Below are 25,141 nucleotides of genomic sequence, written 5' to 3' on the forward strand. Positions count from 1 at the left end.
AACGAACCAGCGGCGCAAATGTTCCCGGCTTTTCGTTGGCAAGTCAGACGGAGGCCGTGTCCCTGCTTGGGAGCAGCCAGCCGCTACCGTTCATGCTACAGGCCCTGCGCTACCGCCGGTGGCGCAAAGCCGTGGTCGAGGAAGGGGCAGATTCGGAGTTCGGTGGGGTCTGACGCTTCCATCCATCAGCCGATGGTCATCAGGCTCGCGTTGCCCCCGGCGGCTGCGGTGTTCACGCTCACCGAGCGCTCGTGCACCAGGCGCTCCAGGGGAACGTCGGTGGCGCCTGTCGGCAGGCCCGTCACACCAACGATGGGGCCAGGGCGCTGCGCTACCGCCTGGCAGACCGCGCGCAGCGCGTCGGCGTCGCCATGGTGCAGCACCGCGTCGAACCACACGCTTTCGGCCTGCCATTGGGCGACCAGCGACACATGTTCCTGCACGGCTTCAGGCAGTTGCTGGTGCAGGGCCTCGCATTCCGCGGGCCACAGGGCCTGTCCGCCTGCCGCCAGTACCGCTGCCAGCTGGGTCAGGCGGTCGGCATCGCTGGAGGCCAGGCACAGCACCCGTGCACGCGGCAGGATGCTGTAGGTGTTGCTTTCGCCCGTGGGGCCGGGCAGGGCCTGGGTGATGTGGGTGGGCGACAGGCGGGTCATGCGTTCGCAAGCGCTCGCGCATGCGGTGTGGCGTTGGCTGGCCCAGGCCTGCAATGCCGTCAGCGCAGCGGGCGCAGGCCCCTGCGACTGCGCGCCGCGCAGGGACAGGGCCAACGCACCCGCAGGATGGCGTGAGAGCATGCGCAGCAGGTACAGCGGGCCTCCGGCCTTGGGGCCGGTGCCCGACAGGCCTTCTCCGCCAAAAGGTTGCACGCCCACCACAGCGCCCACCATGTTGCGGTTCACGTAGATGTTCCCGGCATGGGCCAGCGCCAGCACTTGTGCGATGGTTTCGTCAATGCGGGTGTGCAGGCCCAGCGTAAGCCCATAGCCGGTGGCGGCAATCTGCTGCATCAGGCGCGCCAGGTCCTTGCGGGCGTAGCGCACTACGTGCAGCACGGGGCCGAACACTTCGCGCTGCAGTTGGGCCAGGCTGTCGATTTCGATCAGTGTGGGGGGCACGAAGGTGCCGGCATCCGAGGGCCGGTGTTCGTCCGCCTGGAAAACCCGGTTGCCCTTGGTGCGCAGGGCTTCGATGTGGGCCAGGATGCCTGCCTGCGCTTCGCGGTCGATCACCGGCCCCACGTCCACGCGCAGGGCGTCGGGCCTGCCCAGGCGCAGTTCGGCCATGGCGCCCTGGAGCATGGCCACGATGCGGTCGGCCGCTTCCTCCTGCACGCACAGCACACGCAGGGCCGAGCAGCGCTGGCCTGCGCTGTCAAAGGCCGAGGCCACGGCATCGCCCACCACCTGTTCGGCCAGCGCGGACGAGTCCACCACCATGGCGTTCTGTCCGCCGGTTTCGGCGATCAGCGTGACCGGGTTGCCGCGTGCGTCCAGCCGTCCGGCCAGCGTGCGCTGCAGAATGCGCGCCACTTCCGTGGAGCCAGTGAACACCACGCCCATGGTGCGTGCATCGCCCACCAGGCGTGCGCCCACGGTCTCGCCCTGGCCGGGCAGCAGCTGTACGGCGGCCCGGGGCACGCCTGCCTGCCACAAGGCGCGCACGGCTTGCGCGGCGATCAGCGGTGTCTGCTCGGCGGGCTTGGCAAGCACCGTGTTGCCTGCGGCCAGAGCCGCAGCCACCTGACCCACAAAAATGGCCAGCGGAAAATTCCATGGGCTGATGCAGACCACCGGGCCCAGGGGGAGGTGGGTGTCGTTGTGGAAGTCGGCCTTCACCTGTGCGGCGTAGTAGCGCAGGAAGTCCACCGCTTCGCGCACCTCGGCCACGCCGTTGGCGCAGGTCTTGCCTGCCTCGCGCATCAGCAGGCCCAGGAGCTGCGGCATCTGCGCTTCGAGCAGGTCGGCGGCGCGCAGCAGGGCGTTGGCACGCTCCGCCGGGGCAGTGGCTGCCCAGGGGGCAGCCGCCTCGCTGGACCAGGCCAGGGCCTGGTCCACCTCGGCCAGCGTGGCTTCCTGCACCTGACCGACCACATCCTGGTGGTCTGCTGGGTTGCGCACCGGCTGGGTGGTGCCGGGGGCGGTGTCTTGGGCCAGCAGCGGCCCGGCGTGCCAGGGCTGCAGCGCGCTTTGGCGCAAGGTGGTGGACAGGTCGGTCAGCACCTGCTCATTGGCCAGATCCAGCCCTTGCGAGTTGTTGCGCTCCGAGCCATACAGCCGCACCGGCAGCGGAATGCTTGGGTGGGGCAGGCCGGCGGCACCCTCCATCTGGGCCGCTTGCAGCACGGCAGCCACCGGGTTTTGCACCAAGTCTTCCAATGCCACGGCGGGGTCGGCAATGCGGTTGACGAAGGACGTATTGGCGCCGTTTTCCAGCAGGCGGCGCACCAAATAGGCCAGCAGGGTTTCGTGCGTGCCCACGGGGGCGTAGATGCGGCAGGGGCGGCCCAGCTTGCCTGCGGTGACGGCGCCTACCACCTGCTCGTACAGCGGCTCGCCCATGCCGTGCAGGCACTGGAACTCGTACTGGCCCGCGTAGTAGTTGTGGCCCGCCATGTGGTAGATGGCCGCCAGCGTGTGTGCGTTGTGCGTGGCAAATTGGGGGTAGATGGCTTCGGGTGCGGCCAGCAGCTTGCGCGCGCAGGCGAGGTAGGACACGTCGGTATGCACCTTGCGCGTGTACACGGGGTAGTCGGCCAGGCCATCGACCTGGGCGCGCTTGATCTCGCTGTCCCAGTACGCGCCCTTGACCAGGCGCACCATGAGGCGGCGCTGCGTGCGGCGGGCCAGGTCCACGCAGAAGTCGATGACGAAGGGGCAGCGCTTCTGGTAGGCCTGGATCACGAAGCCAATGCCGTTCCAGCCCTGCAGGCTGGGAGCGTGGCACAGGCGTTCGAGCAGGTCGAGCGAGGTCTCCAGGCGCTCGGTCTCTTCGGCGTCGATGTTCAGGCCGATGTCGTACTGGCGCGCCAGCTCGGCCAGGCGCAGCACGCGCGGGAACAGCTCGTCCATCACGCGCTGCCATTGGGCGCGGCTGTAGCGTGGGTGCAGGGCCGACAGCTTGATGGAGATGCCGGGCCCTTCGTAAATGCCGCGCCCGTTGGATGCCTTGCCGATGGCGTGGATGGCCTGTTCGTAGGACTGGTAGTAGCGCGCGGCGTCTTCGCTGGTGAGCGCGGCCTCGCCCAGCATGTCGTAGGAGTAGCGGAAGCCTTCGGCTTCCATGGTGCGGGCGTTGGACAGCGCATCGGCAATGGTCTCGCCCGTCACGAACTGCTCGCCCATCATGCGCATGGCCATGTCCACGCCCTTGCGGATCAGCGGCTCGCCGCCTTTGCCAATGAGCCGCCCCAGCGATGCCGAGAGGCTGCCCTCGCTGTGCGTGGCCGTGAGCTTGCCGGTCAGCAGCAGGCCCCAGGTGGCAGCGTTGACGAAGAGCGAGGGGCTCTTGCCCAGGTGGTGTTCCCACTGACCGTTGCTGATCTTGTCGCGGATCAATGCGTCGCGCGTGGCGGCGTCGGGGATGCGCAGCAGGGCTTCGGCCAGGCACATCAGCGCCACCCCTTCTTGCGAGGAGAGGGCAAATTCCTGCAGCAGCCCCTGCACGATGCCGGCGCGGCCTGCCGAGGCCTTGCGCTGGCGCAGTGTGCCCGCGATGCGCAGGGCCAGTGCCTGGGTGGCCTGGTCCTTGTCCTGCGGAAGGCGGGCCTGTTCCAGCAGAGGGGCCAGGGCCACGGGTTCGGGCACGCGGGTGGCGGCAGTGATGGCGGCGCGCAGCGGGTTCGTGTCGGCTGGGCGGGGGGCGAAGGCGGCAAAGGCTGTGGTCATGGCGGTGGTGGGGATGTGGTGGGCCCAGGCACCTGTGGCCCGGAATGTGCGCATCATCCTTCGAAGAGGGATGAATTAATATCCAAATAATTGCATCGAAAACAAATATTTCACTACCAATGGAAAAACACCCCGATGATCTGGACCGTATCGACCGCAAGATTCTGGCGATCCTGCAGGAAGACGGTCGCATATCCAACCTCAAGCTCGCCGAGAGCGTGGCGCTCTCACCCACGGCCGTGCTGGCGCGCGTGCAGCGCCTGACGCGCGAGGACTACATCGTGGGCTACGAGGCGCGGCTCAATCCGCTCAAGCTTGGCGCCGGGATGCTGGTGTTTGTGGAAGTGCTCCTCGACCGCACCACGCCCAATGTGTTCGAGCAGTTCAAGGCCGCTGTGCAGGTGCGCCCCGAGATCATGGAATGCCACATGGTGGCGGGCGGCTTTGACTACCTGCTCAAGACGCGCACGGCCGACATGAATGCCTACCGCGAATTTGCGGGCGCCGTGCTGTGGCAACTGCCGGGTGTGCGTGAGACGCGCACCTATGCGGTGATGGAGGAAGTCAAGCACAGCACCCGCTTGCCGCTGTGAGGGCTTGCCTGGCCAGTGTGGCCCGGCATAATCGCGCCAGACTAAGTTCTAAGCAAACCGAGGAGAAGAACCATGCGCGCGTTCCGTTGTGCTGCCTTGGCCCTGTGCGGGGTACTGGGTGCCCAGCAGGCACTGGCCACCTGCTATGTGGTCTATGGCCCGGATGACCAGGTGCTGTACCGTTCGACGGAGCCACCGGTCGATCTGTCCTTGCCACTGCACCAGACCCTGCCCAAGGTGGCGCCGGGCGGAAAGTTGGTGTTCTCGCTGGACAACCACGGTTGCGATGCCGAAGTCAACCGCCTGACCCCCAAGATGGCCTTGCCAGCGCCAACCCAACCCCCCATCCCCAAAGCCAGCCCCGACCCGCAAGGCTGAGACAATCGGGGGCATGAGCGAATCCAAAGACCAATCCCCCGATACCCCCTCGGGCCTGAGCGCGGCCCCCGAACTCCCTGACGGCCATTTGCTGGTGCAGGCCCTGGACCTGGATGCCCAGGGCGTGGCCCGCAAGCCCGATGGCAAGGTGGTGTTCATTGATGGCGCATTGCCCACCGAGGTGGTCAGCGCCAACACCCACCGCAAGAAGAACAACTGGGAACAGGCCAGCCTGACGGCCATCCACCGCGAATCGTCCCAGCGTGTGCGGCCTGCCTGCCCGCACTTCGGCCTGCACGCCGGGGCCTGTGGCGGCTGCAAGATGCAGCACCTGGACATGGCGGCGCAGGTTGCCGTCAAACAGCGTGTGCTGGAGGACAACCTGTGGCACCTGGGCAAGGTGCGGGCCGAAACCCTGCTGCGCCCTATCGAAGGGCCTTCCTGGGGCTACCGCTACCGTGCCCGCCTGTCGGTGCGCCATGTGCTCAAGAAGGGCGTGGTGCTGGTGGGCTTTCACGAACGCAAGAGCCGCTACATCGCGGACATGCAGACCTGCAAGATCCTGCCGCCGCATGTCGATGCCCTGCTCATGCCGCTGCGGGCGCTGATTGCCCGCATGGATGCGCGCGACACCTGCCCGCAGATCGAGCTGGCGTGTGGCGACACCGTCACCGCCCTGGTGCTGCGCCACCTGGAGCCCCTGTCCGAGGCAGACAAGCAGCAGCTGCGCGCCTTTGCCCAGGCCCATGGCGTGCAATGGTGGCTCCAGCCCAAGGGGCCGGACACGGTGCATTTGCTCGACGAAGCCGTGGAGCCCCTGGCGTATGCGCTGCCCGACTTTGGCATCACCATGCCGTTTCGGCCCACCGATTTCACGCAGGTCAACCCGCACATCAACCGCGTGCTGGTCTCGCGTGCGCTGCGTCTGCTGGAGGTGCAGTCCCACGAGCGCGTTATCGACTGGTTTTGCGGCCTGGGCAACTTCACGCTGCCGCTGGCCACCCAGGCGCGCGAGGTGCTGGGCATTGAAGGCAGCGAGACCTTGGTCGCCCGCTCGCGTGAAAACTATGAGAAAAACAAGGCTCTAGCGCCCGCCCATAAAGCGCTGGTAGCTACAAAATTTGTAGCACGCAACCTGTTTGAAATGACGCCAGAGATGCTGGTGGCCGACGGCCAGGCGGACAAATGGCTGGTCGATCCGCCGCGCGAGGGTGCGTTTGCCCTGTCCAAGGCGCTGGCCGACATCGAACAGGCGCGGCGTGGGGCCGAAGGTGCACCCGTGCTGCCGGCCGCCGCGCAGCACTGGACGCCGCCGCAGCGCATCGTCTATGTGAGCTGCAACCCCGCCACTCTGGCGCGCGATGCGGGCCTGCTGGTACACCAGGCGGGCTACCGCTGCACGGCGGCGGGGGTGGTCAACATGTTCCCGCACACGGCACATGTTGAAAGCATGGCCGTTTTTGAGCGCGGGTGATTACTTCTCGGCGCTGGCTTCGCGTTTTTCCGCGGCCGCGGGCTTGGATGCGGCGGGGGCAATGACCGAAGGGCTGCCTTCGATCTTGTTCTCGCGCATGTACTGGTCCATTTCCTTCCAGCCCGCAAAGATGGCGGACTTGCTGGCCTTGGGGTTCAGCGCGTAGCAGTCTTCCGGGCCGCGCAGGGCATGGCGGCATGCGCCGCCGATGGCCTTGGCTTCTTCCTCGCGCTGGGCAATGCGTGGGTCCGGCCCCATGCCGGGAATGGCGGCCAACTGGTCGCATCCGGCCAGCAACAGGGCCAGGGCGGTGGCAGAGAGAGCGCGAAGACGCATGTCGGAAGGGCTTTCAGCGGGGTTCTGCCCCCATTATCGGCAGCCGCGCCCTGGGTTTGAGGGTTGTGGGCACGCGCCGGGCACAAAAAAGGCCCCGGGTCGGGGCCTTGGCGCGGGGCGGGCGGCGTTTATTCGCGTTCGCCACCCATGATGCCCAGCAGGGCCAGCAGGCTCTGGAACACGTTGAACAGGTCCAGGTACAGCGCCAGCGTGGCGCTGATGTAGTTGGTTTCGCCGCCATCCATGATCTGCTTCAGGTCGTACAGCATGTAGGCGCTGAAGATGCCGATGGCTGCGACCGAGATGGCCATCATGCCCGCCGACGAACCCACGAACACGTTGATGATGGAGCCGACCATCAGCACCATGGCGCCCACGAACAGCCACTTGCCCATGCCCGAGAGGTCGCGCTTGATGACCGTGGCCAGGCTGGCCATGACAAAGAACACGCCTGCCGTGCCGGCGAAAGCCGTCATGATGAGGTCGGAGCCGTTCTTGAAGCCCAGCACCATGCCGATCAGACGCGAGAGCATCAGGCCCATGAAGAAGGTAAAGCCCAGCAGCACCGGCACGCCAGCGGCCGAGTGCTTGGTCTTCTCGATGGCGAACATGAAGCCGAAGGCGCCGCCCAGGAAGACGATCAGCCCCACGCCGCCGCGCAGCGCTTGGGTGATGCCCGTGGCCACGCCAATCCAGGCGCCCAGGACGGTGGGCAGCAGGCTCAGCGCCAGCAGCCAGTAGGTGTTGCGCAGCACCTTGTGGCGCTGCTCCTGCGAAATGCCGTAGCCATAGTCCGCAGAGGGGAGGGTGGTGACCCGTTCGTTCATCGTTGCTCTCCTGAGTGACCTGCACAGCGCAGGTGGGCGCATTGTAGAGGTGTGGGTGCCAGGGGTCGGTTCCGTCGGCAAGCAATACCCCGTTTTCGATCAAGGTTCTTTTGACCGGCAGGCAGGTGACGTGGATGCGCACCCTGGCTATGCTGGCAGCTCACCCGTTCCCGGCCCTCGCGGTCGATTTCACCGTGGCCCACAAGGCCTTGCACACCATGAAGACCATCTCCACCCTTGAATTGGCAGACATCAAGACAATCGCTGCGGCGGCCGAGGCCGAAGCCCTGCGGAACCAGTGGGCCGTGACCATCGCGATTGTCGATGCCGGAGGCCACCTGCTGTGGTTGCAGCGCCTGGATGGCGCGGCGCCTGTCTCTGCACACATTGCACCCGCCAAGGCGCGCACGGCGGCGCTGGGGCGGCGCGAGAGCAAGGTGTACGAAGACATCATCAACAATGGCCGCACCGCCTTCCTGAGCGCGCCCGAGATCGATGGCTTGTTGGAAGGCGGTGTGCCCATCCTGCAGGGCGGCCAGTGCCTGGGCGCCGTGGGTGTGAGTGGTGTGAAGTCCACCGAAGATGCGCAGATCGCCAAGGCTGGAATCGCAGCCTTGGGGCTTTGAATGCTATAAAAGCAATAGCTATCTGCGCTTGTAAATAGGGCGCTGGAGGCTGATTTGAGCAGGAAAAAACCGGCAGATGCCGGTTTTTTTGTGTTTGAAGTCGGGAAAAAAAGCCTGGCTACGCGGGGTTGAACCGTTGGCTGGCTAAAACGACCCTTGGGGACCGGGGAGCCGGTCCGGGAGTCGCCCCACGATGAAACTATTTGGTCAAGATCAGCTTGCCCAGACGGGTGGCCTGCAGGCGATACAGCGCGCCGTTGTGCTGGATGGTGACGGCCTTGTGTCCGCGCAGCAGGCTGTGGCTGTCCACGGCGGGCAGGTTGGGCGCATCAGACATGGTTTCCGGGGCTGCGGGCAGGATGCCTTGGGCGAGCGCAGAGGGACGGGGCATGGCGGCTTGCATGGTGGAGGGTCTGAAAAGCAGTTTGATGAAGTAATGATAACGATTCGCAATTACTTGTCTAGTGCCTTGCGGAGTTCCTTTGCAAAGCCTGGGGTTATTGCTGCGGATCGGTCACAAAACCAATCTTGCGCAGGCCCGCGCGCTGGGCGCTGGCCATGGCCACTGCGACGCGCTCGTAGCGCACTTCGCGGTCGCCGCGGATGTGCAGGTCGGGCTGGGGCTCCTTGGCGGCTTCGGCCTGCATCATGGAGGACAGCTCGGTTTCTCCCACTTCCTGGCCGTTCCAGAAGTAGCGGCCGTCGGCGGTCACGCTCAGGCGGATGGTTTCGGGCTTCACCTCTTCGGGTTGGTTGGCTGCGCGCGGCAGGTCCACCTGCACCGAGTGCTTCATCACCGGCACGGTGATGATGAAGATGATGAGCAGCACCAACATCACGTCCACCAAGGGCGTCATGTTGATTTCGTTCATGACGTCGTCTGCGTCATCCTGGGTACCAAAGGCCATGGTCAGTTCCCTTTCTTGAGCGGGCGAACGTTGCCAGGCTCGTTGGATGCTCCGACGCGGGCGCCCGTGACGAAATAGGCGTGCAGGTCGTGCGCAAAGCTGTTGAGGCGGGTGAGGATGTGCTTGTTGCCGCGCACCAGTGCGTTGTAGCCCAGCACGGCCGGGATGGCCACGGCCAGACCGAGCGCGGTCATGATCAGCGCTTCGCCGATCGGACCCGCCACCTTGTCGATGGTCGATTGGCCCGACATGCCAATGGCGAGGAGTGCATGGTAAATGCCCCACACGGTGCCAAACAGGCCGATGAAGGGGGCAGTGGAACCCACCGAGGCCAGGATGGCCAAGCCCGCCTGAAGCCGGGCAGTAAAGCCATCGATGTAGTTGCGCATGCACCCGGTGACCCAGTCGCTCACATCCAGGCTGTCGTGCAACTGGGCTTTGGTGTTGCGGTGGTGAGCCGTGGCTTCACGGCCTTCGATGGCCAGTTGGCGGAACGGGTTGCTGGGGTCATTGCCCAGGCGGTTGAGTCCGTCGGCCAGGTCGTCGCTGTGCCAGAAAGTGGTGACGGCCTGGGCGTATTTCTTGAAGCGCACGATGTCCAGCGCCTTGATGAGGATGACGATCCAGGAAGCCAGGGACATGCCAAGCAAGAGCACCGCGACGGCGCGGGTCACAAAGTCGCCCTGAATCCAGACGTTGGCAATGCCGAATTGCGTATCCATGAAAACTCCTGAGGTTTATTCGAGAACAAAATTGATGGGGACGAGGTACCACATGGCTTCGGGAACGCCGTTGCGTTTGCCGGGTACGAACTTCCAGCGGGAGACCGTTTCCTGGGCCTGCCGGTCAAGCCGTTCGAAACCGCTGGAGCGGTTCAGTTCGATCTTTTGGGGCAGCCCATCTGTCCCAATGAACACCCGCAGCACCACCTTACCTTGCTCTCCCATGCGTTTGCTGATGGCGGGGTAGGTGGGCGCCGGGTTTTGCAGATAGGCAGCGTTGCTGGAAGGCAACTCGATGCGCGGTGGCGCAGGGGGGGCTTCGGGTGCGGTCACGGGTGCTGCCGTGACCGGTGCGTTGCTCGGTGCCGCGGGCTCGGCCGCTACCACGGGTGCGTTGTCCGAAGGAGGGGCGTTGGTCACGGGCAGCGGCGCGGGCGCGGGGCGCGGCGTGGGTGTGCGCACGGTTTTGGGTTGCGGCTTGGGGGGGGTGGGCAACGGGGGGGGAGGTTCTGGCGCGACCACCGGGGCTGGAGGGGTCACGAACTCGGACAGCAACACGGCGGGAACGATCACCTCTACTGCGCGCCGCAGCAAACCTGTGTGGAGAGCCCACAGCGCCACCACATGCAGCAGCACTACGCCGATGGCGATCAGGGCGTTGCGTCCCAGGCCGGAGGGGGGCGCTTCTTCGTATGTCATGGTCATTGAGAGTAGAGACAAAGGCTCATGTGGGGCGTATGAGGCACAGCCGCCCAGAGCTGAAAATTGGGCCCGGTGCAGCTAGCGGCGAAAGGTCCACACGGAACCTGCCACCACCAGCAAAAGACAGACAGCAAGTGTGGATACGGGCTCCATGGTCTCAGCCGGCGCAAGCACATGCCCGCTGGGCATGGGCATCATTGTGCACTGCCGCGAGAGGGGCACTTGCGTGGCACTGGCTCACCAGCTCTCGCGCACAACCTTCGCAGTTGCCGCACTGGGTGGCAACGCCCAGCTCCAGTTGGATTTCGTCAAACCCCATGCCTGCCCGGGCAAAGCGGGCAATCTCGCGGTCGGAGATCCGGTGGCAGACGCAGACGATCATGGTGAGACAGGGCCGGGTTGCTGATGTATTGATTATAAATACGAATTGATCGCATTACTAGTCATGTGGATGTATCCAATAAAAAACCGTCCAGGGTGGACGGTTTTTTTGGGGCGCTCGCTGGGAGTCAGAACTTCATGCTGGCAGTGATCTGGAACAAACGACCGGCGCCAGGAATGTAGTGACCGGGGTACAGCGCATCGGCGTACAGCTTGTTGGTTACGTTGGTGAGGTTGGCCTTGAGGCTGTAGCGGTCGTTGATGGCGTACTCGGCCATCAGGTCGGCGGTCACGTAGCCAGGCGCCGACCACCCAGGGTTGCGGATGGGGGTTTGCGAACTGCGGAAATTCAGACCGCCACCCACACGCAACTGTGGCGTGATCTGGTAGGTGGTCCAGATCGTGCCGCTGTGGCGCGGTGTGAGCGATGGGCGTGCGCCTTGGCCTTCGGCGCCTTCGGCACCTCGGTCGATTTTTGCGTCCGGCATCCACATGTAGGAACCATAGACTTCCCACTTGGGCGTCAGGCGACCGGTAATGTCGATTTCTGCCCCCGCCACATGGCGCTTGCCCGACAGCACGGCGATGTTCAGGTCGGGGTCAGTGTTGCGCTCGTGGAGCTTGGCCGCATGGAACACCGCAAGACGGGTGGTGAAGCGCTTGTCGGCAGAGTCGATTTTTGCGCCGATTTCGATGTTGCGGCTCGACTCAGGCGGCGTGTTGACCGTCGCTGCGCTGTATGAATAGGTGTCCCCTGAAGTGTTGAACGAGGTGCCATAAGAGAAGTGGTACGACTGCAGGGGCGTGGGCTGGTACAGCACGCCAAAGCGTTTGCTCCATTCGGAAATCTTCTGTCGATAGGCGGTGGTGGTGACCGGCCCTGGCGCAGCGCTCGGGATGGCGTACGAGTTGTAGTCGCCGTCCATGCTGTCGTAGCGCAGGCCACCCAGCAGCTTCCAGTGGGGCGCCACCTGCACGAGGTCTTGCGCATAGATGCCCCAGCCCTTGGCCTCAAAGTCGCTGGTGGTGCGCAGCACGCGGCTGCGTTCATCCACCCACGCGCCATCGTTGGGCGTGCCGACCGTCGTGGTGGGCTTGTTGATGGTCACGCCGCCCTGGGCGGCACTGCGAGCGCCATACACTTTCTTTTTCTCATGTGCAAAGTCGAAGCCGGCCAGCAGTTCGTGGCGTACGCCCAGTGCCTGGAACTTGTCACTGAAGTCGCTCTGCAGGTGCACGGTGTCCATGTCCTGGATTTTCAGGTGGTTCCCCCGCGTGAGACGGGTGGCGGGACCGAAGTTCGCCAGGCTTGCGGCCACGCCGCCAGGCTGCTGTGCAGCGGCGGCCAGGCGAATGGCGCCTGCGCGCTGGTCGCGCTCGAACTGGCCTGCACGCAATTGCGTCTTGAGTTCGGCGCTGCCTTCAAACCGGTGCACATGGGACAGGGTCACCATGCTGGCGCTGCCATCGTTGTAGTCGCTCTTCGCGCCGTAGTAGTTGGCAGGATCCAGCGGCAACAGCGTGGTGTCGGCCACGCCAGCGTTGGCTGTGGGCCGAATCCAGGGCATGCCGTAGTTCATGCCGTTGTTGTTGTCCAGGTGGTACAGGCTGACGGCGAACTCGTCGCGCGTGCCGATACCCCAGGCGTAGGTGCCTGCAATGCCGCTCTTGTCCAGGCTGCTGCCCGCGCCGTTGTTGTTGGCCTTGGTGGCCATGGCATTGATGCGCAAAGCGGCGTTTTCGCCGGTGTGCCAGTTGAAGTCGCCAGTGACACGGCGGTACGCGTGGTTGCCCAGCGTCAGGTCCACCTGGTGGGTGTCGATCAGGCGCGGTGCCTTGCTCACCTGGTTGACGGCGCCGCCGGTCGATCCACGCCCAAACAGCATGGAGGCGGAGCCGCGCAGCACTTCCATGCGATCCAGATTGAAGGTATCGCGCTCGTAGAACGCTGGGTCGCGCATGCCGTCGATGAACATGTCGCCCGTGCTTTGCAGGGCAAAGCCGCGCAGGCGAATGTCTTCTTCGCCGCCTTCTGCTGCCAGGAAGGTGATGCCTGCGGTGTTTTTCAGTGCTTCCTTGACGGTGTCGAGGTTGCGATCATCGATCAGGCGTTCGGTCACCACGGTGACCGACTGCGGGATGTCGCGCAACTGCTGTTTGCCCTTGCCGATGGTGGTCTCGGTGGCCCGCACACTGTCTTTGCCTTCGGCGGCCTCGGCGCGTTCACGCACCGTGACCGGGGCCAGGCTGCGGTCTGCGTCGGCGGATTGGGCTTGCACGTCCAGGGACGCCGCCAGCATCAGAATGGCCAGCGGCAGCAATCGCAGTGGCGAGGGGGGTGTGAGAGAAAACTGCTGCGCGCTCGGGTTGCGCTGCACGGGGGGGTATGCCAATCGGGCCTCCATGGGTAAGAGCAATGCACATGGCTGCAGGCGCTTGAACGCATGCAGTGAAAGAGGCGAGAGGGCAATGGCTGGCGCGGAGGTTTGGCTATGCAGGAACTCGCAAGAGAATGTTAAGCCAAACGAGATTGGTTAGCATTCAAATTGATGCGGCTCAAGGGGCATATTGTTGCTTGTGGCCAACAAAAAAGCCGGCAGAGCCGGCTTCTTCTCGGAGGGGCCGTCCTTACTGGACGTGCTTGCCAATCAGGCCCGCCATTTCAAACATGGACACCTGATCCTTGCCGAAAATGGGCTTGAGCTTGGCGTCGGCGTTGATCATGCGCTTGTTGGCGCTGTCCTGCAGCTTCTGGGCCTTGATGTAAACCCACAGCTTGCTGATGATCTCGGTGCGAGGCAGCGGGCTGGCACCCACCACGGCGGCCAGCGCAGGGCTGGGGGTGAGCGCCTTCATGAATGCTGCGTTGGGGGTGCGCTTCTTGGCGGGAGCAGCGGTCTTGGCTGCGGCGCTCTTGGCCGGGGCTTTCTTAGCAGTTGCCATTTTCGGATTTTCCTTATGGGGATTGGTCAATAGCGCCAGCGAAAACCTGCATGTCCACTGGCAGGTCGATGCTAACGGCAAAAAAACGGCTTTCCAAGCGAGCGGGATGTTTTTTTGCTTCGGCTTGTTGCTGTGGCGCCAAGCTCTGGCGGCAAAGTCTGCGGTGTGGCGCGTTCGCAGCGGCGTCCTGTGGGGTAAGTCTGCCGCGGCGCAAGGGGTTCAGTGGCAGGCAGCCTGGTTGTTGACGATGCGATGCAGTGCCTCGGGACTCAGTATCCGCACGTGACGCTGCTTCACTTCCACAATGCCGTCGTCCACGAACTTGGAGAAGGTGCGGCTCACCGTCTCCAGCTTGAGGCCGAGATAGCTTCCGATTTCCTCTCGGGTCATGCGCAAAATCAGCTCGGATTGCGAGAATCCGCGTGCATGTAGTCGCTGCACCAAGTTGAGCAAGAAAGCCGCCAACCGTTCCTCTGCCCGCATACTGCCCAGGAGTAACATCACCCCGTGCTCACGCACGATTTCGCGGCTCATGATTTTGTGCACATGGTGCTGCAGCGCATTCACCTCGCGGGAGAGTTCTTCGATGCGCTCGAAGGGCATGACGCACACTTCGGCATCTTCCAGTGCCACGGCGTCGCAGGTATGGTGGTCATTGACGATGCCGTCCAGACCAATGATCTCGCCAGCCATCTGGAAGCCGGTGACCTGGTCGCGCCCATCTTCAGTCGCGACACAGGTCTTGAAGAACCCCGTGCGTATGGCAAACAGCGAGGTGAAGGCTTCACCGTTGCGGAACAAGGTGCTGCCGCGCTTGATTTTCCGACGCACGGCCACCACGTCGTCAATACGTCGCAGTTGCTCATCGGAGAGAGCCAGCGGCATGCAAAGCTCACGCAGATTGCAATTGGAGCAGGCAACCTTGATGGTCTGCGGTGTCATATGCAGGGGTGTCTGTGAATCCTCGCATGCCGATCCTTCCGTTTCGGAATCAGGTAACGAACGGACGATGGGTATGCGGGCGGGGTGTGACATAGGTCAAATTATGACCTATCCGCTTGGTGATGATCCAATCCTGCACTCGGATGTCGGATGCTTGACGGGAATCAAGGGTCGCAAGGGCAATCTGGTGCACATTAAGCACGCTAGCCAGGAATAACAATGACAATTGTCACCCCCGAACTGCTGACCCGCTACGACGTTTCCGGTCCGCGCTACACCTCTTACCCCACTGCCGATCGCTTTGTGGATGCGTTCGGAGAGCAGGACTACGTGCTTGCCCTTGGGCAGCGCCGCCAAAGTCCGGTGGGCAAGGCGTTGCCACTGTCGATCTATGTGCACATTCCGTTCTGTGAATCGCTGTGCTACTACTGTGCTTGCAACAAGATCATCACCAAGCACCACGACCGTGCCGATGTGTACCTGCGCTACCTCCAGCGCGAGATCGATCTCCATACCGCCCATTGCGGTGTGGGCCAGATGGTCAGCCAGATTCATTTTGGCGGAGGGACGCCGACCTTTCTATCCGATGCAGGCCTGCGTGACCTGATGGGGATGCTGCGCAGCAGCTTCACGCTGGTGCCGGGGGGGGAGTACTCGATTGAGGTCGATCCCCGTACCGTGGATGCGGATCGCCTGGCGCTGCTGGCGGAACTCGGATTCAACCGTCTGAGCTTTGGCGTACAGGACTTTGATCCTGAGGTGCAGAAAGCCGTGCACCGCATCCAGCCAGCAGAACAGGTGTTTTCCTTGGTGGAGTCTGCGCGCAGCATCGGCTTTGACTCCGTCAATGTGGATCTGATTTACGGTCTGCCCAAACAGACGCCGGAGTCCTTTGACCGCACATTGGCCCAGGTGGCCGAATTGCGGCCTGACCGCATCGCCCTCTATGCCTATGCCCACCTGCCCGAGCGCTTCAAGGCGCAGCGGCGCATCGTGTGGGCTGACCTGCCCATGGCGTCGTCCAAGGTGTCCATGCTGGCACGCTCGCTCGAAGCCTTCAGCACCGCGGGCTATGTGTATGTGGGCATGGACCACTTTGCACTGCCCGAGGACGCGCTGGCCGTGGCCAAGCGCCAGGGAAGGCTGCATCGCAACTTCCAGGGCTACAGCACGCAGCCGGACTGCGACCTGATCGGTCTGGGCGTATCCGCCATCGGCCGTGTGGGTGCTACCTACAGTCAGAATGCCAAGACACTGGAAGACTATTACGACTTGCTCAATCAGGGGCGTCTGCCTGTGGTGCGTGGTCTGGCGCTCACGCGCGATGATCTGGTGCGCCGCGCCGTCATCATGGCCATCATGTGCCAGGGCGAACTGCTGTTTGAGCCGCTGGAGCAGGCCTGGCTGATCAATGTGCGGGACTATTTTGCGTCGGAGCTGGAGCAGCTCAAGGAACTGGAGCAGCAGGGCCTTGTTATGGTCAGCAACGAGGGCTTGGAGGTCACGGCCATGGGTTGGTACTTCGTGCGTGCCATTGCCATGGTGTTTGACAGGTATCTGCAGGCCGACAAGAACCGCGCGCGGTTTTCGCGGATCATCTAACTTTCCTCGCGGAATACGCCACCTGCATGCTTTCCTCACTGGCCTGGACCGCACTCATCATAGGGCTTGCGGGTGGGTCGCACTGCCTTGTCATGTGTGCCGCACCTTGCAGTGCGGTGGTGTCGGGCGCCGGGGGGGGCGCCCAAGAGGCTGAACAACCCGTCCATTGGGCGAACCGTGCCGTGCCTTGGCGCAGGTTGTCCGCCTACCATGCAGGGCGCATCCTCGGATACAGCTTGGTGGGCGCGCTGGCTGCTGTGGCCATGCAGAGTCTGGCATGGCTGACACAGCAGGCGTCTGCGCTGCGTCCCGTATGGACTTTTTTTCATGTGGCCGTGCTGGCATGGGGCGTCTTGCTGTTGCTCCAGGCGCGCCAGCCTGTCTGGGTGGAGCGTGCAGGACGCTCGGTGTGGCGGCGGGTTCAACCACTCGTTCAGTCACACACAGGTGTGTTCATGGCAGGAATGCTTTGGTCATTGATGCCATGTGGCTTACTGTATTCGGCATTGCTGGTCGCCGCATTGACGGGGGGCGCACTGCAAGGTGCGTTGGCGATGGCCTTTTTCGCTCTGGGTAGCGGGTTATGGCTGTTGCTGGCCCCCTGGCTTTGGTTGCAGGTGCGCGTCCGCGTCAATGCCTGGCGAACCGATTGGGGCACGCGACTGGCCGGATTGCTGCTCAGCGGCGTGGCGGTTTGGGCCCTGTGGCACGATTTGATCTATCGCCCATCACTGATCTGCGATTAGATACAAATGTTGCTATATTGCAGCAATTGGTCTGCCAAGCTGAAACGGTGGGAACAAGCGCTTGATAATGCAAAGCGACTATCCTGTGATCACTGAAACGCAGCATTCCTGCAATGGAAGAAGAGCCCTCCATCCTGGTGGACATCCACCAACTGCGCATCGGCATGTACATCGTGCTCGATCTGGGCTGGCTCAGCCATCCATTTCCGGTCAATCGGTTTCGCATTGCCTCGGATTCTCAACTCGAAATCCTGCGTGAACTCGGGTTGGACAAGGTCCGTTGCATTCCATCGCTGAGTGATTCTGATGCAATGGAAGAGGTGCATGCGCCGGTAAAAAAGCCGGGCGTGCAGCCAAGCACTGGTGCTGCGCTCAATGGCAAGAGCCACGCCGCCCCCGCTCCGGATCTCGCGCAAATCGACGAACAGCTCAGGCAGCAGCGCGAGCGCCTGGAGGCCTGTGATCGGCGGTTTGTCGAGACGACCCGGCAGTTCCGCAAACTGGCCGAAAACGTGCGGGGCAGTCCGGCCATGGCTCGCATGGAAAGCGAGAATCTGGTCAACGGGTGCGTGCAGGAACTGCTGCAATGCAGCGAGTCCACGATTGTGCTGCTGTCCGAGGGCGTGGGGGAGCGCAATGCGCTGCACCCTGTCAACGTCATGGTTCTGTGCCTTCTCATGGGCAAGGCGCAGGGCTTGGAGCCCCAGGCATTGCAGGATCTGGGGATGGCGGCGCTTTTGCATGACATTGGCAAGCTCAAGCTTCCGGCATCCCTGGTGTTGCCTTTCCCTGGTATCCAGCCCATGGATCTGGCCCGCTACCGTGGGCATGTGGGCGAGTCCGTGCTGCTGGGAAAGGCCATGGGTTTGCCCAGTTCGGTGCTGCTGGCCATGGCACAACACCATGAAATGGCCGATGGCAGCGGCTTTCCGCTGCGCATGCGCGGCGAAGAGCTCTGCATGGCTGGGCGCATTCTCGCGCTTGTCAATCACTACGAGCGCCTGTGCAACCCGGCGCGTCCATCCATGGGCATGACGCCCCATGAGGCGCTGTCGGTCATGTTTGCTCAGCAAAAGGAGCTGTTTGACCCCTTGGTGCTCGGGCTGTTCATCCGGATGATGGGTGTGTACCCGCCCGGTTCGGTGGTGCAGCTGGCGAACAACCGTTATGCCTTGGTCGTATCGGTCAATTCCTCGCGCCCACTGCGCCCCAGAGTCATCGTCCATGACCCGCTGGTGCCTCGCGAGAGCGCGCTGGTGCTTGACCTGGAGACGCAGCCAGATCTGGGTATCCGCCGCAGTCTGCGGCCAGGGCAGCTGCCACGGGAGGCGCTGGAATACCTTTCACCGCGTCAGCGCATCTGTTATTTCTTTGAGCGCGCAGTGCATGCCCAGCGTCTGGAGGTGGGTACGTGACGCGTGAGCGCCTGGACGCCCCGCTGCTCAAGGCCTTTGATGGCCTGCAGGAGGGGGTCTGGTTGGTGGATACCCGCCATCGAACCATTCTGTTTTCCAATGCGGTGGCTGCGGCGCTTGTGGGCCTGGATCCGGCGCAACTGGTGGGCGAGCCGGTGCTTCGGTTCGCTTCGACCCCGCAAGACCAGTGCTTCTGGGCCGATGGGGCCGAGGTGCTGGCGCAGGGCTCCCAGTGCCAAACCCAGCTGCAGCGGTGTGACGGTACGCTGGTGCCGGTGGAGCAGCGGGTGGTGGCATGCCCGCAGGATCTGCATGACCAGGCATTGCTTGTCACCTTGACGGACTGTTCGGCACGCGAAGCTGCCGAGCGAGAACTGGAAACTCTGCTGTCGGAGTTGCGCGCCACATTGGACTCTGCGGCCGATGGCATGCTGGTGTGTACCCTGGATGGGCAGATCCGGGCCTTCAACCAGCGCTTTGTGCAGTTGTGGTCGCTGCCCCAGTCTCTGCTGGTACAGCGCAATGATGCGGCTTTGCAGGCACACATGGCCCAAAGGGTGCGCGATCCGCAGGCCTACCGTGCTGCCATTCAGGCGCTTGAATGTGATCCGCAGGCCGATGCCTGCGAGGTGCTTGAACTCTGTGATGGAACGTTGCTGGAGCGACGCAGCGTGCCGCAGCGCAGCCATGGGGTGGTGGTGGGGAGGGTGTACTCCTTCCGTGACATCACGCGTGACGTGCAAGCGCAGGCCGCGCTGCGACTGGCGGGCCGGGTGTTCGAAGCCAGTCCCTACCCCATCTTCGTGGCGGACGCGCAGCACCACTTGGTCCAGGTCAATCCCGCCTGCGAACGGATCTTGGGTAGGCCGCTGCAGGATGTGCAAGGTGCCCAGATCTTGGATTTGCTGGGGGTGGGCGTGCCACGCCAGTTCATGGAATGTGTGCAGCGTGATTGGGACCATGGCGGTGTATGGAATGGCGAGCTTTGGTTGCCCCGCGAAGGCGAGAGCGGCTGCGCTGTGCATCTGTCCTGGGTGGCTCTGCGCGATGGCGATGGGCGGCTTGAACAAAGCATTGGTTTTGTGCGTGATCTGACCCAACAGCACGCAGCACAAAAGCGAATTGACGAACTGGCCTACAGCGACACTCTGACGGGGTTGCCCAACCGATTGCTCTTGTCGCAACGTGTGGAGACAGCCATTCGCACTGCGCGGGCCACGGACCCCGGTTTTGCGATCCTGTTCATGGATTTGGACCGCTTCAAGCTCGTCAATGATTCGTTGGGGCATCAATTCGGTGATCGCGTGCTGAAGGAAGTCGCAGCCCGGCTTCAGACCTGCCTGCGCCAGAGCGACATGCTTTGCCGCATTGGGGGAGACGAGTTCGCCATGTACCTGCACGGCGGCGATGCCAAGGTGGCCGAGCAGGTGGCGCGTCGCCTGCTTGATGTGATGCTGCGTCCCTTTACGCTGGACGGCATGGGCTTCTCCATCCAGTGCAGTATCGGACTGGCGTTGTTCCCGCAGGACGGAGGCACACTGGACGAGCTCATCAAGCAGGCCGACACGGCCATGTACCAGGTCAAGGAGCGGGGGCGGGGGAGCTTTGGGTTTTACCAGCCTCAGATGAGCACCCATCTGCTGGAGCGCATGCAGATGGAGCATGCACTGCGCCAGGCGCTTGCCCATCAGCGACTGAGTGTGCACTACCAGCCCCAGGTGGATCTGGCGACGGGATGCATCGTGGGCGCCGAGGCGCTGCTGCGTTGGACCGACCCGCAGTGGGGCAAGGTGTCGCCAGGGGTGTTCATTCCACTGGCCGAAGAAACGGGCTACATCGTCACGCTGGGTGCATGGGTGTTGGAGCAGTCGGTCGCGCAGGCTGCCCGCTGGGCCCAGGCAGGTCTTGCGGTCATGGTGTCCGTCAACATCTCGGCGCTGGAGATGCGCCAGCCGGACTTTATCGATCGGCTCACCAAGCTCCTGCAGGACTACCGCTTACCCCCACACCTGCTGGAACTGGAGTTGACCGAATCGATTCTGCTGCAGGATGCGCAGGAAGCGGCCCAAAGGCTGGAAAAGGTGGCTGCGCTGGGTGTGGCCCTGGCCATTGATGATTTTGGAACCGGCTACTCCAGCTTGGCTTACCTGAAGAATCTTCCCATCCATAAGCTGAAGATAGACCAGTCCTTCGTGCGCGGAATCCCTGGGGATGAGGGGGATCGTGCCATTGTCAGCGCCATCGTGCACCTTGGCCGAGCCCTGCACCTGAGTGTGGTCGCAGAGGGTGTGGAAACCGCCGCCCAACGCCAGGCTTTGCAAGCCATGGCCTGTGACTTCTACCAAGGCTACCTGTGCTCAGCGGCACTGCCTTCCGACGACATGACGCTGCTGCTGTCGGAATCCACCCTGCGGCCGCCGGTCCCGCCGGCTCAAACCTCCATCTGAGGGCGCACGGCGCTCTTGGGCCTGAACGCCTTGCACACCGCATCGTGGGTCTGCAGGTAGGGGCCGCCGATCAGATCAATGCAGTAAGGCACCGCCGCAAAAATGCCGGGAACCAGCGGCTGGCCGCTTGCGTCCTTCAGGCCTTCCAGCGTTTCGGCAATGGCTTTGGGTTGGCCGGGCAGGTTGATGATGAGGCTCTGGTGCCGGATCACTGCCACCTGGCGCGACAGGATGGCGGTGGGCACAAAGCGCAGGCTGATCTGGCGCATTTGCTCGCCAAAGCCGGGCATCTCCTTGTGCGCCACGGCCAGCGTGGCTTCGGGGGTCACATCGCGCAGGGCGGGACCCGTGCCGCCCGTGGTCAGCACCAGGCTGCATTGGTGCTCATCCACCAGTTCCATCAGCGTCGCGCTGATGCGCTCTTGCTCGTCGGGAATAAGGCGGGACACAAACTCGATGGGGTTGTGCAGCGCGCGCACCAGCCAGTCCTGCAAAGCGGGTAGGCCTTTGTCTTCGTACACGCCGGTGCTGGCACGGTCGCTGATGGAGACAATGCCGATGCGCACCGGCGCATGGGAGTGGGCGGCGGCGTCAGTCATTGGGCTCGTCCGCATCGCTGGAAAGGTCTGGCTCCTCGTCGGCCTGGGCACCCAGTTGGGCGCGCAGCAGGGCAAACAGCTCCCGGTATGCGCGGCCCTTGCGTGGGGCCTTGCCTTGGGACTGGGCCACGGCTGCATCGTGCGCGGGCAGTGCGTCCTTGCGCGCCTGACGCACCAAGGCGCGCAGTTGCTGCATGTCGGTGTCCGGAAACTGCGCGATCCATTCGGCCTGGGCGCCGTCGCGGGCGATGAGCTCGTCGCGCCAGTGCTCGGCCTGGTGCAATGCCAGGGTTTCACGCGCCGGGCCGCTGCGCTGTTCGGACAGCGCTTCGCGCACGGCCTCTACGGTGGTTTCGTCGAGCTTGCGCATGAGCTTGCCGACATACTGCATCTGGCGGCGCTTGCCCTCGAAGTTGGTGATGCGTCGGGCTTCGCCCAGGGCCAGCACCAGGGTTTCGGGGAGCTGCAGGCGCTGGAACAGATCAGCGCGCAGGCCGAGCAGGTCTTTGCCCAGCTCCTGCAACTCATCGCTTTCGCGCTTGAGGTCGGTTCTGCTGGTTTCGGTGCCCTTGAGTTCGGCCTTGAGCTGCAGATCCAGCTCGCTGCCTTCGGCAACGAACTGGCCTTTCACGTAGTAGCCTTTTTTGGGTTTGCGTGACATGGTGGATCGGGTGGGGAATGGGGGGCTTGCCGCAGCGGCTGCGTCATATGCCGGGCGGCGTGTGCAGTGGCAAGTATCATAGCTGCCGCCATGAACCATACGCTTTCTGATACCGGCTTCAGCCATACCCGTGCCCAGTTCGAACACCTGGTGGACCTCGCCTTGCGCCACGCGCACAAGCTGGGCGCCACCGACGCCGGTGCCGAGGCCTCCGAGGGCTGCGGCCTGTCGGTCAGCGTGCGCAAGGGCGAGCTGGAAACTGTGGAACGCAACCGCGACAAGTCGCTGGGCGTGACCGTGTACCTGGGCCACCGCCGTGGCAATGCCAGTACGTCTGATTTTTCCGAGGCCGCCATCGAGCGCACCGTGCAGGCCGCCTACGATATTGCCCGCTTCACCGCCGAAGACCCGGTGGCGGGCCTGCCCGACGCCGACGACATCGCACCTGCCGCCGAGCACCGTGACCTGGACTTGTTCCATCCCTGGCAGATCACCAGTGAGGAGGCCGCGCGCCTGGCGCTGGAGTGCGAGGCGGCAGCCTTTGCCACGCACAAGCGCATCACCAACAGCGAAGGCGCAGGCGTGTCTGCGCAGCAAAGCCATTTCTTCAGCGCACACACGCGGGGCTTCCGGGGGGGCTATGCGACCTCGCGCCACAGCATGTCGGTCGCGCCCATTGCATCGTTGCCAGGCAAGCATGGCGAGATGCAGCGCGACGCCTGGTACAGCTCGCAGCGCAGCGCTTCCGAGCTGGCCTCGCCCGCTGCCGTGGGTCGCTATGCCGCCCAGCGCGCCCTGAGCCGCCTGGGCAGTCGCAAGATCCCCACCACCGAATGCCCGGTGCTGTTCGAGTCGTCCCTGGCCGCTGGCCTGCTGGGCGCCTATGTGCAGGCCACGAGCGGCGGCGCGCTGTACCGCAAGAGCAGCTTCCTGGTCGATTCGCTGGGCAAGCCGGTGTTTCCCAAGCACATCGACATTCTGGAAGACCCGTTCGTGCTGCGCGGCAAGGGCAGCTCGCCGTTTGACGAGGAGGGCGTGCGCGTGCATCCGCGCAAGGTGGTGGACGCCGGGCGCGTGCAGGGCTACTTCCTCAGCAGCTACTCGGCGCGCAAGCTGGGCATGAAGACCACCGGCAACGCGGGTGGCTCGCACAATTTGGTGCTGACCTCGCGCCGCACGAAGAAGGGCGATGACCTCGAAGCCATGCTGCAAAAGCTCGGCACGGGCCTGTTCGTGATCGAGCTCATGGGCCAGGGCGTGAACTACGTGACGGGCGACTACTCGCGCGGCGCCAGCGGCTTCTGGGTGGAGAACGGCCAGATCGCCTTCCCGGTGCACGAGATCACCATCGCAGGCAACCTCAAGACCATGTTCAAAGGCATTGAGGCCGTGGGCGCCGATGCCTACGCCTACGGCGCCAAGACCGTGGGCTCGGTGCTCATCAACCGCATGAAGGTGGCGGGCAGCTGATTGAGCGGCAACGCACCCCTGCGGGCCTGCTTCCGTGATGCGATCCCGGAGATTGCGGAGGCTGCCGCGCTGTTGGACGCGGCGGTAACGGCCCACCTTCTGGGGGACGCGGCGCAGGCGGAGGCCTTGATCCGACGGGCCGACATGCCGCCGGTGGCTGCGTGGGTTGAGTCCATCCTGGGAAAGAACAGCCCCTACGTCGTTATCCAGTCCTCCGGTACCCCCAGCCTTGCGAGCGAGTACCGTGTGGCCGCGCGCATGCCCAATGCGCAGGAGCGTTGCCAACTGCATGCGCGCGATGGATTTCACTGCCGGTTTTGCGGCATTCCGGTCATCCGCGCGGAAGTGCGCGAGCGCATCCAGCGGGCCTATCCCCAGGCGCTGCGCTGGGGCAAGCGCAATGTGGAGCGGCACGCCGCGTTTTTCGCCCTGTGGGCCCAATACGACCACCTGCTGCCGCATGCCCATGGCGGCGGCAACGAACTCTCGAACATCGTCGTCACCTGCGCCGCGTGCAACTACGGCCGGGGTGGTTACACCCTGGCCGAGGTCGGTCTCGCCCATCCGCTGGAGCGGCCGCCAGTGCGGTCGGCATGGGATGGGCTGGAACGCTTTGGGCGCAGGCCCACGTGATTGTCAGTAGGCGGTGCCGGGTGTGTGCGTTGACGGTGCACCACCGCTGAACCGGGCGCGCAACTGCCGCGCCGCGTGGGCGAACAGCAGCACGTCCACCCCCACGGCCACGAAGGTGCAGCCCAGCCGCAGGTAGCCCTCGGCCAGCGCCGGGTCGGAGGTGAGGATGCCCGCCGCCTTGCCGCTGGCGACGATGGTGGCGATGGCGCTCTCGATGGCGGCTTGCACCTCCGGGTGGCCGGGGTTGTCGCGGTGGCCCATGGAGGCCGACAGGTCCGCCGGGCCGATGAAGATGCCGTGCACCCCGTCCACGGCGCAGATCTCGCGCAGGTTGCGCATGGCGGTCACCGTTTCGGCCTGCACCAGCAGGCAGATTTCGTCGTCGGCCACGTCCATGTAGTCGGCGCGGGCCGTCCACAGCGAGGAGCGTGCCACGGCGCTGCCCACGCCACGCACGCCGCGCGGCGGGTACTGCGTGGCCGCCGCGATGGCGCGCGCCTGTTCGGCCGTGTCCACCATGGGTACGAGCAGCGATCTGGCGCCAATGTCCAGCACCTGCTTGATGAGCGCCGTGCCATCGTGTGGCACGCGCACCACGGCGTGCGAATCGGGGTGGCCCTGAATGGCCTGCAGCGCCGCGAGCGTGCTGCGCAGGTCGTTGGGCGCATGTTCGCCGTCGATCAGCAGCCAGTCGTAGCGCGCCGTGGCGGCCACCTCGGCCAGGTAAGGCTCGGCCATGGAGAGCCACAGGCCGATCTGGGGCTGGCGGGCGGCGAGGGCGTTCTTGAAGGGGTTGTGGGTGGGCATGGGGCGGTTCTTTCTGGGTGGCGGTCGCAGGGGGCACCTTAC

Annotated in this window: 24 protein-coding genes; 10 read left to right on the forward strand and 14 right to left on the reverse strand. The window is 64.1% G+C overall.

Features of this window, described 5'->3' with window-relative positions; translation table 11 throughout:
* Positions 1–185: 185 nt before the first annotated feature.
* Positions 186–3,887: a trifunctional transcriptional regulator/proline dehydrogenase/L-glutamate gamma-semialdehyde dehydrogenase gene (gene putA, locus GWK50_RS05120; RefSeq protein WP_162015611.1), complete on the reverse strand. Its 3,702-nt coding sequence runs from the start codon at positions 3,885–3,887 to the stop codon at positions 186–188.
* Positions 3,888–4,006: 119 nt separating this feature from the next.
* On the opposite strand from putA, the gene GWK50_RS05125 reads away from it, so the two are divergent.
* From GWK50_RS05125 to rlmD, 3 genes are all read left to right on the forward strand, one after another.
* Positions 4,007–4,480 (forward strand): Lrp/AsnC ligand binding domain-containing protein, encoded by a 474-nt coding sequence (locus GWK50_RS05125; protein ID WP_162015612.1) that lies wholly within the window; start codon positions 4,007–4,009, stop codon positions 4,478–4,480.
* A 72-nt stretch (positions 4,481–4,552) separates the two neighbouring features.
* The gene (locus tag GWK50_RS05130; RefSeq protein WP_162015613.1) at positions 4,553–4,858 is read left to right on the forward strand and encodes a hypothetical protein; all 306 of its coding nucleotides are present in this window, start codon (positions 4,553–4,555) and stop codon (positions 4,856–4,858) included.
* A 13-nt stretch (positions 4,859–4,871) separates the two neighbouring features.
* Positions 4,872–6,332 carry a 23S rRNA (uracil(1939)-C(5))-methyltransferase RlmD gene (gene rlmD / locus GWK50_RS05135; RefSeq protein WP_162015614.1) on the forward strand — a complete coding sequence of 487 codons (1,461 nt, stop codon included), beginning with the start codon at positions 4,872–4,874 and terminating at the stop codon, positions 6,330–6,332.
* Here the strand turns inward: rlmD and GWK50_RS05140 are convergent, their stop codons facing one another.
* The gene (locus GWK50_RS05140; protein ID WP_162015615.1) at positions 6,333–6,668 is read right to left on the reverse strand and encodes a hypothetical protein; all 336 of its coding nucleotides are present in this window, start codon (positions 6,666–6,668) and stop codon (positions 6,333–6,335) included.
* Positions 6,669–6,796: 128 nt separating this feature from the next.
* Entirely contained in the window at positions 6,797–7,495 is a 699-nt protein-coding gene (locus GWK50_RS05145; RefSeq protein ID WP_162015616.1) for a Bax inhibitor-1/YccA family protein, read from the reverse strand.
* Positions 7,496–7,713: 218 nt separating this feature from the next.
* On the opposite strand from GWK50_RS05145, the gene GWK50_RS05150 reads away from it, so the two are divergent.
* Positions 7,714–8,121: a heme-binding protein gene (locus tag GWK50_RS05150; RefSeq protein ID WP_162018019.1), complete on the forward strand. Its 408-nt coding sequence runs from the start codon at positions 7,714–7,716 to the stop codon at positions 8,119–8,121.
* A 199-nt stretch (positions 8,122–8,320) separates the two neighbouring features.
* Here the strand turns inward: GWK50_RS05150 and GWK50_RS05155 are convergent, their stop codons facing one another.
* From GWK50_RS05155 to fnr, 8 genes are all read right to left on the reverse strand, one after another.
* Positions 8,321–8,458, reverse strand: a complete 138-nt coding sequence (locus GWK50_RS05155) for a hemin uptake protein HemP (RefSeq protein ID WP_242455454.1) — start codon at positions 8,456–8,458, stop codon at positions 8,321–8,323.
* A gap of 160 nt (positions 8,459–8,618) precedes the next feature.
* Positions 8,619–9,029, reverse strand: a complete 411-nt coding sequence (locus GWK50_RS05160) for a biopolymer transporter ExbD (RefSeq protein WP_162015618.1) — start codon at positions 9,027–9,029, stop codon at positions 8,619–8,621.
* A gap of 2 nt (positions 9,030–9,031) precedes the next feature.
* Entirely contained in the window at positions 9,032–9,751 is a 720-nt protein-coding gene (locus GWK50_RS05165; RefSeq protein ID WP_162015619.1) for a MotA/TolQ/ExbB proton channel family protein, read from the reverse strand.
* Between the two features lie 15 nt (positions 9,752–9,766).
* The gene (locus GWK50_RS05170) at positions 9,767–10,450 is read right to left on the reverse strand and encodes an energy transducer TonB (protein ID WP_162015620.1); all 684 of its coding nucleotides are present in this window, start codon (positions 10,448–10,450) and stop codon (positions 9,767–9,769) included.
* Between the two features lie 160 nt (positions 10,451–10,610).
* Positions 10,611–10,835 carry a (2Fe-2S)-binding protein gene (locus GWK50_RS05175; protein ID WP_162015621.1) on the reverse strand — a complete coding sequence of 75 codons (225 nt, stop codon included), beginning with the start codon at positions 10,833–10,835 and terminating at the stop codon, positions 10,611–10,613.
* 127 nt (positions 10,836–10,962) lie between these two features.
* A complete protein-coding gene (locus tag GWK50_RS05180; RefSeq protein WP_242455455.1) occupies positions 10,963–13,134 on the reverse strand; it encodes a TonB-dependent siderophore receptor in 2,172 nt (723 codons plus the stop codon).
* Positions 13,135–13,462: 328 nt separating this feature from the next.
* The gene (locus tag GWK50_RS05185) at positions 13,463–13,777 is read right to left on the reverse strand and encodes an SWIB/MDM2 domain-containing protein (RefSeq protein WP_162015623.1); all 315 of its coding nucleotides are present in this window, start codon (positions 13,775–13,777) and stop codon (positions 13,463–13,465) included.
* 219 nt (positions 13,778–13,996) lie between these two features.
* Positions 13,997–14,719: a fumarate/nitrate reduction transcriptional regulator Fnr gene (gene fnr / locus GWK50_RS05190; protein WP_162015624.1), complete on the reverse strand. Its 723-nt coding sequence runs from the start codon at positions 14,717–14,719 to the stop codon at positions 13,997–13,999.
* A 219-nt stretch (positions 14,720–14,938) separates the two neighbouring features.
* On the opposite strand from fnr, the gene hemN reads away from it, so the two are divergent.
* The 4 genes from hemN (at position 14,939) to GWK50_RS05210 (ending at position 20,929) form a co-directional block, all read left to right on the forward strand.
* Positions 14,939–16,321: an oxygen-independent coproporphyrinogen III oxidase gene (gene hemN / locus GWK50_RS05195; protein WP_162015625.1), complete on the forward strand. Its 1,383-nt coding sequence runs from the start codon at positions 14,939–14,941 to the stop codon at positions 16,319–16,321.
* A 26-nt stretch (positions 16,322–16,347) separates the two neighbouring features.
* Positions 16,348–17,067 carry a sulfite exporter TauE/SafE family protein gene (locus GWK50_RS05200; protein ID WP_162015626.1) on the forward strand — a complete coding sequence of 240 codons (720 nt, stop codon included), beginning with the start codon at positions 16,348–16,350 and terminating at the stop codon, positions 17,065–17,067.
* A 113-nt stretch (positions 17,068–17,180) separates the two neighbouring features.
* A complete protein-coding gene (locus tag GWK50_RS05205) occupies positions 17,181–18,482 on the forward strand; it encodes an HD-GYP domain-containing protein (protein ID WP_162015627.1) in 1,302 nt (433 codons plus the stop codon).
* Entirely contained in the window at positions 18,479–20,929 is a 2,451-nt protein-coding gene (locus tag GWK50_RS05210; protein WP_242455296.1) for an EAL domain-containing protein, read from the forward strand. The genes GWK50_RS05205 and GWK50_RS05210 overlap by 4 nt, the downstream gene beginning before the upstream one ends.
* On the opposite strand, the gene mog is transcribed toward GWK50_RS05210, so the two are convergent.
* Entirely contained in the window at positions 20,914–21,528 is a 615-nt protein-coding gene (gene mog / locus GWK50_RS05215) for a molybdopterin adenylyltransferase (RefSeq protein ID WP_162015628.1), read from the reverse strand. The genes GWK50_RS05210 and mog overlap by 16 nt on opposite strands.
* Entirely contained in the window at positions 21,521–22,189 is a 669-nt protein-coding gene (gene yjgA / locus GWK50_RS05220; RefSeq protein ID WP_162015629.1) for a ribosome biogenesis factor YjgA, read from the reverse strand. Before yjgA ends, mog begins: the two co-directional genes overlap by 8 nt.
* Before the next feature lie 90 nt (positions 22,190–22,279).
* Between yjgA and pmbA the strand changes: the two genes are divergently transcribed.
* On the forward strand, positions 22,280–23,659 hold the full coding sequence (gene pmbA / locus GWK50_RS05225) for a metalloprotease PmbA (RefSeq protein ID WP_162015630.1): 1,380 nt from the start codon (positions 22,280–22,282) through the stop codon (positions 23,657–23,659).
* Positions 23,660–24,292 carry an HNH endonuclease gene (locus tag GWK50_RS05230; RefSeq protein WP_162015631.1) on the forward strand — a complete coding sequence of 211 codons (633 nt, stop codon included), beginning with the start codon at positions 23,660–23,662 and terminating at the stop codon, positions 24,290–24,292.
* 3 nt (positions 24,293–24,295) lie between these two features.
* Here the strand turns inward: GWK50_RS05230 and GWK50_RS05235 are convergent, their stop codons facing one another.
* Positions 24,296–25,099 (reverse strand): HpcH/HpaI aldolase/citrate lyase family protein, encoded by an 804-nt coding sequence (locus GWK50_RS05235; protein ID WP_162015632.1) that lies wholly within the window; start codon positions 25,097–25,099, stop codon positions 24,296–24,298.
* Positions 25,100–25,141 lie beyond the last annotated feature (42 nt).

Source organism: Acidovorax sp. 210-6, from assembly GCF_010020825.1.
Taxonomy (GTDB): domain Bacteria; phylum Pseudomonadota; class Gammaproteobacteria; order Burkholderiales; family Burkholderiaceae_C; genus Simplicispira; species Simplicispira sedimenti.

Coding starts and splice junctions, on each gene's coding strand:
- GWK50_RS05170 (WP_162015620.1), bottom strand. CDS start 10,450: ATGACATACGAAGAAGCGCCCCCCTCCGGCCTGGGACGCAACGCCCTG.
- GWK50_RS05180 (WP_242455455.1), bottom strand. CDS start 13,134: ATGCTGGCGGCGTCCCTGGACGTGCAAGCCCAATCCGCCGACGCAGAC.
- fnr (WP_162015624.1), bottom strand. CDS start 14,719: ATGACACCGCAGACCATCAAGGTTGCCTGCTCCAATTGCAATCTGCGT.
- rlmD (WP_162015614.1), top strand. CDS start 4,872: ATGAGCGAATCCAAAGACCAATCCCCCGATACCCCCTCGGGCCTGAGC.
- GWK50_RS05235 (WP_162015632.1), bottom strand. CDS start 25,099: ATGCCCACCCACAACCCCTTCAAGAACGCCCTCGCCGCCCGCCAGCCC.
- putA (WP_162015611.1), bottom strand. CDS start 3,887: ATGACCACAGCCTTTGCCGCCTTCGCCCCCCGCCCAGCCGACACGAAC.
- GWK50_RS05125 (WP_162015612.1), top strand. CDS start 4,007: ATGGAAAAACACCCCGATGATCTGGACCGTATCGACCGCAAGATTCTG.
- GWK50_RS05150 (WP_162018019.1), top strand. CDS start 7,714: ATGAAGACCATCTCCACCCTTGAATTGGCAGACATCAAGACAATCGCT.
- GWK50_RS05145 (WP_162015616.1), bottom strand. CDS start 7,495: ATGAACGAACGGGTCACCACCCTCCCCTCTGCGGACTATGGCTACGGC.
- GWK50_RS05160 (WP_162015618.1), bottom strand. CDS start 9,029: ATGGCCTTTGGTACCCAGGATGACGCAGACGACGTCATGAACGAAATC.
- GWK50_RS05205 (WP_162015627.1), top strand. CDS start 17,181: ATGGAAGAAGAGCCCTCCATCCTGGTGGACATCCACCAACTGCGCATC.
- GWK50_RS05200 (WP_162015626.1), top strand. CDS start 16,348: ATGCTTTCCTCACTGGCCTGGACCGCACTCATCATAGGGCTTGCGGGT.
- GWK50_RS05140 (WP_162015615.1), bottom strand. CDS start 6,668: ATGCGTCTTCGCGCTCTCTCTGCCACCGCCCTGGCCCTGTTGCTGGCC.
- yjgA (WP_162015629.1), bottom strand. CDS start 22,189: ATGTCACGCAAACCCAAAAAAGGCTACTACGTGAAAGGCCAGTTCGTT.
- pmbA (WP_162015630.1), top strand. CDS start 22,280: ATGAACCATACGCTTTCTGATACCGGCTTCAGCCATACCCGTGCCCAG.
- GWK50_RS05175 (WP_162015621.1), bottom strand. CDS start 10,835: ATGATCGTCTGCGTCTGCCACCGGATCTCCGACCGCGAGATTGCCCGC.
- GWK50_RS05130 (WP_162015613.1), top strand. CDS start 4,553: ATGCGCGCGTTCCGTTGTGCTGCCTTGGCCCTGTGCGGGGTACTGGGT.
- mog (WP_162015628.1), bottom strand. CDS start 21,528: ATGACTGACGCCGCCGCCCACTCCCATGCGCCGGTGCGCATCGGCATT.
- GWK50_RS05165 (WP_162015619.1), bottom strand. CDS start 9,751: ATGGATACGCAATTCGGCATTGCCAACGTCTGGATTCAGGGCGACTTT.
- GWK50_RS05185 (WP_162015623.1), bottom strand. CDS start 13,777: ATGGCAACTGCTAAGAAAGCCCCGGCCAAGAGCGCCGCAGCCAAGACC.
- hemN (WP_162015625.1), top strand. CDS start 14,939: ATGACAATTGTCACCCCCGAACTGCTGACCCGCTACGACGTTTCCGGT.
- GWK50_RS05155 (WP_242455454.1), bottom strand. CDS start 8,458: ATGTCTGATGCGCCCAACCTGCCCGCCGTGGACAGCCACAGCCTGCTG.